The organism is Streptomyces kebangsaanensis (genome assembly GCF_001906585.1).
Taxonomy (GTDB): Bacteria; Actinomycetota; Actinomycetes; order Streptomycetales; family Streptomycetaceae; genus Streptomyces; species Streptomyces kebangsaanensis.
This window is the reverse complement of the sequence record NZ_JUJA01000164.1, coordinates 87,815-94,714: the sequence shown is the minus strand read 5'-3', so window position 1 is coordinate 94,714 and position 6,900 is coordinate 87,815. Positions and strand designations below refer to the sequence as shown.

The 6,900-nt window shown below is 72.2% G+C and carries 8 protein-coding genes; 3 read left to right on the top strand and 5 right to left on the bottom strand.

All coding sequences use genetic code 11. From position 1 onward, the window contains the following. Both RH94_RS33520 and RH94_RS33515 read right to left on the bottom strand, forming a co-directional pair. Positions 1–994, bottom strand: a 994-nt coding sequence (locus tag RH94_RS33520) for an FUSC family protein (RefSeq protein ID WP_234426213.1), incomplete at its 3' end; no start/stop codon positions are given. Between the two features lie 78 nt (positions 995–1,072). Next, positions 1,073–1,567, bottom strand: a complete 495-nt coding sequence (locus RH94_RS33515) for an FBP domain-containing protein (protein ID WP_073952091.1) — start codon at positions 1,565–1,567, stop codon at positions 1,073–1,075. Between the two features lie 232 nt (positions 1,568–1,799). Here RH94_RS33515 and RH94_RS33510 point away from each other — a divergent pair, with 232 nt between their 5' ends. Both RH94_RS33510 and RH94_RS33505 read left to right on the top strand, forming a co-directional pair. After that, positions 1,800–3,095 carry an ROK family transcriptional regulator gene (locus RH94_RS33510; RefSeq protein ID WP_073952090.1) on the top strand — a complete coding sequence of 432 codons (1,296 nt, stop codon included), beginning with the start codon at positions 1,800–1,802 and terminating at the stop codon, positions 3,093–3,095. Positions 3,096–3,174: 79 nt separating this feature from the next. Next, complete coding sequence (locus RH94_RS33505) at positions 3,175–4,386, top strand: cysteine desulfurase-like protein (protein ID WP_073952089.1); 1,212 nt, start codon at positions 3,175–3,177, stop codon at positions 4,384–4,386. Between the two features lie 24 nt (positions 4,387–4,410). Here the strand turns inward: RH94_RS33505 and RH94_RS33500 are convergent, their stop codons facing one another. From RH94_RS33500 to RH94_RS33490, 3 genes are all read right to left on the bottom strand, one after another. Continuing rightward, positions 4,411–5,220, bottom strand: coding sequence for an SAM-dependent methyltransferase (locus tag RH94_RS33500; protein WP_073952088.1), 810 nt, complete (start codon positions 5,218–5,220; stop codon positions 4,411–4,413). 103 nt (positions 5,221–5,323) lie between these two features. After that, positions 5,324–5,578 (bottom strand): DUF397 domain-containing protein, encoded by a 255-nt coding sequence (locus RH94_RS33495; protein ID WP_073952087.1) that lies wholly within the window; start codon positions 5,576–5,578, stop codon positions 5,324–5,326. A 2-nt stretch (positions 5,579–5,580) separates the two neighbouring features. Next, a complete protein-coding gene (locus RH94_RS33490) occupies positions 5,581–6,402 on the bottom strand; it encodes a helix-turn-helix domain-containing protein (RefSeq protein WP_073952140.1) in 822 nt (273 codons plus the stop codon). Between the two features lie 296 nt (positions 6,403–6,698). Between RH94_RS33490 and RH94_RS41650 the strand changes: the two genes are divergently transcribed. After that, on the top strand, positions 6,699–6,900 hold a 202-nt coding region (locus RH94_RS41650), incomplete at its 3' end, for a hypothetical protein (protein WP_199881119.1).

Here is a 6,900-nt window from a genome sequence, read left to right as displayed (position 1 = left end):
TGTCCCGGGTGGCCGCGGCCTGCCGCAGCTCGGTGGCGAACCGGTCCTCGGCCGACTCCGCGCTCTCGCTGACGTCCGTGGTGACCAGCACCGCGTAGCTGACCACCGCGTCGGCGATCTCGCACAGCAGCTGCTGCACCAGTGGGCCCACCTGCGGTGAGAACAGCGGCTCGGGCTCCCGCTGCTTGGTCAGATCGGTGAAGGAGCGCGCGAGCACCCGCAGCACCACCGTGCAGATCTCCAGTGTGTCCAGCCCGGTGCGCAGCACCACCCGGCTCAGCAGCCCCTCGCGCACCCGCGGATTGAGCCTGAGACTGTCCTCGGCCTGCCGCAGCGCCGCGTCCACGTCGGCGATGTCGTGGTCCAGGCGGCGTGCCTCGTGCAGCCGGGCGGCCGCCTGCTCCACCGGGACGCCGCCGGCCGCCTCCTCGCCCATGTGCAGCATCAACTGCCGCATCCGGCGTGCCAGCCCCTCGATCGACTGGCCCGCCTGTTCGGTCCACACCGGGGGAGCGAGCAGCAGATTGCAGAACAGGCCGACCGCCGCGCCGATCAGCGTCTCCACGACCCGTGCCCAGGCCGTGCTGCCGACGGTGGTGACGCCGAGGACCAGCATGGCGCTGATCGCCACCTCGACCACGAACTCGTCCACCCGCACCAGGTGCCCGACGCCCAGCCCGGCCAGGATCACCAGGGCCAGGCTCCACCAGGTGAGCCCCACCAGCAGGGAGAAGGCGATGGCGACGAGCACGCCGGCGACCACGGCGTTCACCCGGCGGACGCTCATCTTCAGCGTCGCGAAGAGGGTGACCTGGACGACGAGCAGGGCCGTCAGGGGGGCGGTCAGCGGTGCCGGCTCCGGACTCAGCAACTTCGCGATCACGTAGGCGATCGTCGCCGCGACCGTCGACCGCAGCGCCTGGACGACCACGGGGTCCCGGTGCCGCTTCACCGTCCGCACGAGGGACGACGGCCACTCACGTACATCTCGCATTCCTTGCGCTGTTCCCCGTTCGCCGACGGGTCGAACGTGGTCACGCGCGTGAGCATGCGCGTGGTGACGCGCTCGGGGTCAGGTGTACAGCTTGTCCAGGAAGGCCGCCAGGTTGCCCGTCGTACGGGTGATCTGCTCCTCCAGGGTGAGGCTCTCCTCGAAGCGGAGTCCGGACTCGGGGACCTTCTTGCCGCGCACATAGAGCGAGCAGGCGAGGTCCGTGCACATGTACACGCCGACCGAGTTTCCCTCGCGGCCCGCCGCGCCCGCCTTCCGGGCGGTCATCAGCGAGACCCCGCCGCCGGGGTGGGTGGTCAGACACAGTGAGCACAGGCTGCGGTGCAGGAAGCCGCGCTGCGAGGGGGGAAAGCGCAGGGCGACACCCGTGAGGCGGCCCTCCCGCTCGGTGACCAGATAACTGCGGTCGGGCGCCCCCGGATCGCGCCAGCCCAGGAAATCCAGGTCGTCCCAGGGGCGCTCGTCGAGGTCCCGGGGGACGGACAGGCGCTTGGCCTCGCCCTTGGTGCAGTTGACGAACGAGTTGCGTATGTCCTGCTCGGTCAGTTTTCTCACGGGAACCTCCGGAGGGCGGTGCGGTCGATTGCCTAAGGGCATTAGTTTTGCGCCTAGGCTATGCAGGATCTCCGGAGGGGGTCCAACGATATTTTTCGAGGACGGGCGCCGACCTGACGGCGCCCGTTCCCTCACTCCTTAATTCATCCCCTGCGCTAAGGGCCCGGAGAAGTCGCACCGGGCGGCGCGCGGCGGTATGTTGCAGCTCGGGCACGGTACGGGAGGGAGCCGCATGGCGGGGCGGAACGGACGCACGGTACGCGATCTCAGGCGGGGCAACCGTACGGCCGTGCTGCAACGGCTCTACTTCGACGGCCCCCTCAGCCGCTTCGAGCTCGGCCCGGCCACCGGCCTGAGCTCCGGCTCGGTCAGCAACGTCGTCGCCGACCTGATCGCCGACGGCCTCGTCGAGGAGGCCGGCAGCGTCGACTCCGACGGCGGCCGGCCGCGCACCCTGCTGCGTGTCGCACCCGGCAGCGGCCACATGATCGGTGTGGACGTCGGCGAGACCCGGGTGCGCGTCGAGCTGTTCGACCTCACCCTCACCGAACTGGCCCGCACCGAGCGCCCGCTGGCGGCGCAGGGCTACGACGTCGACGTGATCACCGAGCACGTCCGGGACGGGATCGCCGAGGTGCTGACCGCGGCCGGCCCGGCCCCGGAGCGGCTGCTCGGCGTCGGGATCGGCGTGCCCGGCATCGTCGAGCACACCCCCGACCGGGGCGCCGTGGTGCACGGCCAGACCATCGGCTGGGACGCGGTGCCCCTGGAGTCCCTGCTCCGCGCGGGCTCCCGGCTTCCGGACGGCGTCCCGTACTTCATCGACAACGGCGCCAGGACACTGGGCCAGGCCGAGATGTGGTTCGGCGCCGGGCGCGGCGCCGGCAACGCGATCGTGGTGCTCTTCGGCTCCGGCGTCGGCGCCTGTCTGGTCACCCCCGAGGTGGAGCAGGGCCGGGCCGTCGAGTGGGGACACCTCACGGTACGGGTGCGGGGGCGCCGCTGCCGCTGCGGTGCCCTCGGCTGCCTGGAGGCGTACGCCGGCGCGGAGTCGCTGCTGGCCCGCTGGCGCGAGGAGGGCGGGTGCCCGCCGGAGGGCACCGACGAGGAGACCGCGCTGACCGCGATGCTGGCCGCCGCCCACCCGCCCGAGGGCACCGACGCCGACCCGGTCGCGCTCGCCGTCCTGGAGGAGACCGCCGAGTACCTGGGCGCCGGCCTGTCCGACCTGATCAACCTCTTCCAGCCCGAGCGCATCCTCATCGGCGGCTGGGCCGGCCTCCAGCTCGGCTCCCGCTTCCTGCCCGCCGTACGCCGCCACGCCACCTCCTACGCCCTGCGCCACCCCGCCGAGCAGGTGACCATCGACCTGGGCCGGCTCGGCCCGGACGCGGTCACCGTCGGCGCCGCGATCCTCCCGCTCGCCGACTTCTTCGCCCGCGGCGGCCGCCGCGCGGACCCGGAACCGCGGACAGAGCCCCCCGCCTGGCAGGCGGCCCTGGCGGAACGCGGGCCCCGGGCGTATTGACCCACGGAGGCGCCGGGCGTTGGATCATGGGGCGGCAGCTCCCGCCGCGGTGTCCGAAAGGGTAGGCAAGGGGTGTTCCATGGCTCATGACATCGTCGGTGTGCGCGCGCAGTTTCCCGCGCTGAAGTCCGGCTGGGCCCAGTTCGACGGGCCCGGCGGAAGCCAGACGCCGCAGCCCGTCATCGACGCCGTCGCCGAGGCGCTGGCCGGTCCGCTGTCCAACCGGGGGACCGTCACCCTGGGCGAGCGCAACGCCGAGGCCTGCGTCGGCGCCGCCCGCGAGGCCATGGCGGACCTGCTGGGCGCCGAGCCGTCCGGGATCGTCTTCGGCCGCAGCGCGACCCAGCTGACGTACGACTTCTCCCGCGCGCTGGCCAGGACGTGGTCGCCGGGCGACGAGGTGGTCGTGACCCGGCTCGACCACGACGCCAACATCCGGCCCTGGGTCCGGGCCGCCGAAGCCGTGGGAGCGGTCGTCCGTTGGGCCGACTTCGACCCGGCGACCGGCGAGCTCACCCCGGAGCACATCGAGGCCCAGCTGTCCGACCGCACCCGGCTGGTGGCGGTCACCGCCGCCTCCAACCTGATCGGCACCCGCCCGGACGTACCCGCGATCGCCGCCCTGGCCCACGAGCGCGGCGCCCTGCTGTACGTCGACGGCGTGCACCACACCGCCCACGCCGCGGTCGACCTCGCGGGCCTGGGCGCGGACTTCTTCACCTGCTCCCCGTACAAGTTCCTCGGCCCCCACCTCGGCGTCGTGGCGAGCCGCCCGGACCTCCTCGCCACCCTGCGCCCGGACAAGCTGCTGCCCTCGCCCGACACGGTCCCCGAGCGGTTCGAGCTCGGTACCCTGCCCTACGAGCTGCTGGCCGGCACCCGGGCCGCCGTGGACTTCCTCGCCGGGATGGACCCGCGGGCGCGCGGCAGCCGCCGGGAACGGCTCGTCGCCTCCCTCGGCTCGCTCGAACACCACGAGGACGCCCTGCGCCGCCGTGTCGAGGAGGAACTGGCCCGCCTCCCGGGGATCACCGTGCACTCGCGCGCCGCCGAGCGCACCCCGACCCTGCTGCTGACCATCGAGGGCCGCAGCACCGTCGACGCCCACCGCCACCTCGCCGAGCGGGCGGTCGCGGCACCCTCGGGCGCGTTCTACGCCCTGGAGGCCTCCCGCCGGCTCGGCCTCGGCGACACCGGCGGGCTGCGCGTCGGACTGGCGCCCTACACGGACGAGGAGGACGTCGACCGGCTCCTGGAGGGGCTGGCGGACTTCCTGCGGACGGCGCCGTAGACCCCGGCGGCCGGCGGCGGGGCGTCAGGGCTTGCGGGCCACGCCGCCGTGGATGTCCGTGGGCTCGGGCGTGGCGCCGGGCTCGGGACGCCACAGCGGGCAGGAGACGATGCCGGGCTCGAGCAGCTCCAGACCCTCGTAGTAGGCGGCGAGCTGCTCCGGGCCGCGCAGCACGTACGGGACGGCGCCGGTGTCGTCGTAGCCCTGCTGGGCCTCCTTGAGCGCCTGGTCGGTGTCGGTGCTGTCGTAGTGCACGAAGCAGCTGCCGGAGGGCAGGACCGCCTGGAGGCGGCGGACGATGGACTTCGCCTCCTCGTAGTCCTGGACGTGGCCGAGGATGCCCATCAGCATCAGGGCCACCGGCTGCTCGAAGTCGAGGATCTTCGCCGCCCTCTCGATGATCCTCTCCGGTTCGTGCAGGTCCGCGTCGATGTACTCGGTCAGCCCCTCCGGGGTGCTGGTGAGCAGGGCCTGGGCGTGGCGGAGCACCAGCGGGTCGTTGTCGACGTAGACGATGCGCGACTCGGGGGCGACGCGCTGGGCGACCTGGTGGGTGTTGTCGTAGGTCGGCAGTCCGGTGCCGATGTCGAGGAACTGCCGGATGCCGAGGTCGCCGGCCACGTACGTCACGGCGCGGATCAGGTACTGGCGGGAGGCGCGGGCCATCGTCGCGATGGTGGGCGCGTGCTCGCGGTAGGCGTCGCCCGCGATCCGGTCGACCTCGTAGTTGTCCTTGCCGCCCATCCAGTAGTTCCAGATGCGGGCCGAGTGCGGCACCGTGGCGTCGATCTTGAACAGGGTGTCCTGGTCCGGGGTGTGCTCGCCGTCCGCCATGGGGGGTCTCCTGCCGTACGTCCCTCGTCCGGCCTCCAACGTAGCGTCAACGCCCTTGTAAAAGGTGTGAGTTCGTGATGATGCCGGCGAGCGGGCGCGGACTTCAGTCGACCAGGAAGTCCGCCAGACCGGCCTTGGCGCCCTCCAGGAAGGCGATCATCTCGTCCCGGCCGTAGACCAGCGCGGGCCCCTCGGGGTCCGTGGACTGGCGGAGGGCGACGCGGCCGTCGGGCAGGCGCTTGGCCTCGACGCAGGAGCCGCCGTTGGTGCCGCTCCAGGGCTTGTGCCAGCCCTCGGTGCCCAGGTCGCCGGCCGGCACGCCGTTGTGGACGGGGCCGTCGGCCGCGGTGAATCCCATGATCACAACTCCTTACGCAGTTCGCCCAGGATGTCCCTGGTCCGGGCGACCGGTTCCGCCTGCACGGACATCCGGTCCAGGACTTCGAGATACGCCACGACGTCCTCCGGCCGGTCGTAGTACACCGAGTCCGCGAGGTTCTCGGTGTAGACGATGTCCGGGAGTTCGGAGAAGCCGAAGCGGAAGTGGTGGAAGGGGCCGTAGGCGCCGGGGTGGACCCCCACGGAGAAGCGCATGATCTGGATGCGGACCTTCGGCGTCTCCAAGGCCTCGGCGAGCCGGTCCAGTTGGGCCCGCATCACCTCGGCGCCGCCGACGGGACGGCGCAGCACCGTCTCGTCCAGGATGGCCCACACCGCCGGGGCGTCCGGCTTGGCGAGCAGCTCCTGGCGCCTGAGGCGCAGGGCCACGCGCCGGGCGATCTCCTCCTCCGACTCGTTGGGGAAGCCGACCCGCATGAGCGCGGTGGCGTAGTCGTGGGTCTGCAACAGACCCGGCACGTAGTGGGGTTCGTAGAGGCGGATGACGCTCGCCTCGCTCTCCAGGCTCACGTACGCCCTGAACCACTCCGGCAGTACGTCGCGGTACTTGTACCACCAGCCCGGCTGGTTGGCCTCCCTGGCCAGGGTGACGAAGTCGTCCACCTCCGCCGCCGGGACGCCGTAGGCGCGCAGCAGTTCCCTGACGTACGGGATGCGCAGGCCGACCTCGGCCTTCTCGATCCGGCGGACCGTCAGGGGCGTGACCTCGATGGCCCGTGCCGCGTCCTCGAAGGACACCCCGGCCCGCTCCCGCAGGTGCCGCAGACGCTTGCCGAGGACCATCCGCAGGACGGTGGGCGCACTGCCGCGAGAGCGGTTCTCCTTCACGATCTGCCTCCCGGAGCGGCCGTCACCGCGTGCAGTGTGCCACGCCGTCGACGGCACGGGCAGGGTGAAGGCAAAGGATCCGAAATTATCAGAACGCAGGTTGCGAGCTGAGTGTGTCCGAGACCATAGTGACCGGGGGAGCCGCCGCACGGACGGCCGTCAGGACGGCCAACTAAGCCCTGTGGAAACGGAATTGATGTTCCGGAAGGTGCGGCGGACCCGGCCGCACACGACCGCGAGGCGATACCTGGATGGCCACCGTGACCGACGGACAGGTGAGAAGTCCCAAGGCGGGCCCCGTCACCGAGGACTGCCCGTCCGGCCGCGCGCCCACCGCCTCCCGCCCGCCCGCCGAGATCGCCGGGACATCCGGGTCCGTCGTGGACGAAGCCCTGCCTCTGCGCTTCACCGTGCCCGCCGAGCCCTCCTGGGCGGCGGGCGTACGACGGCTGG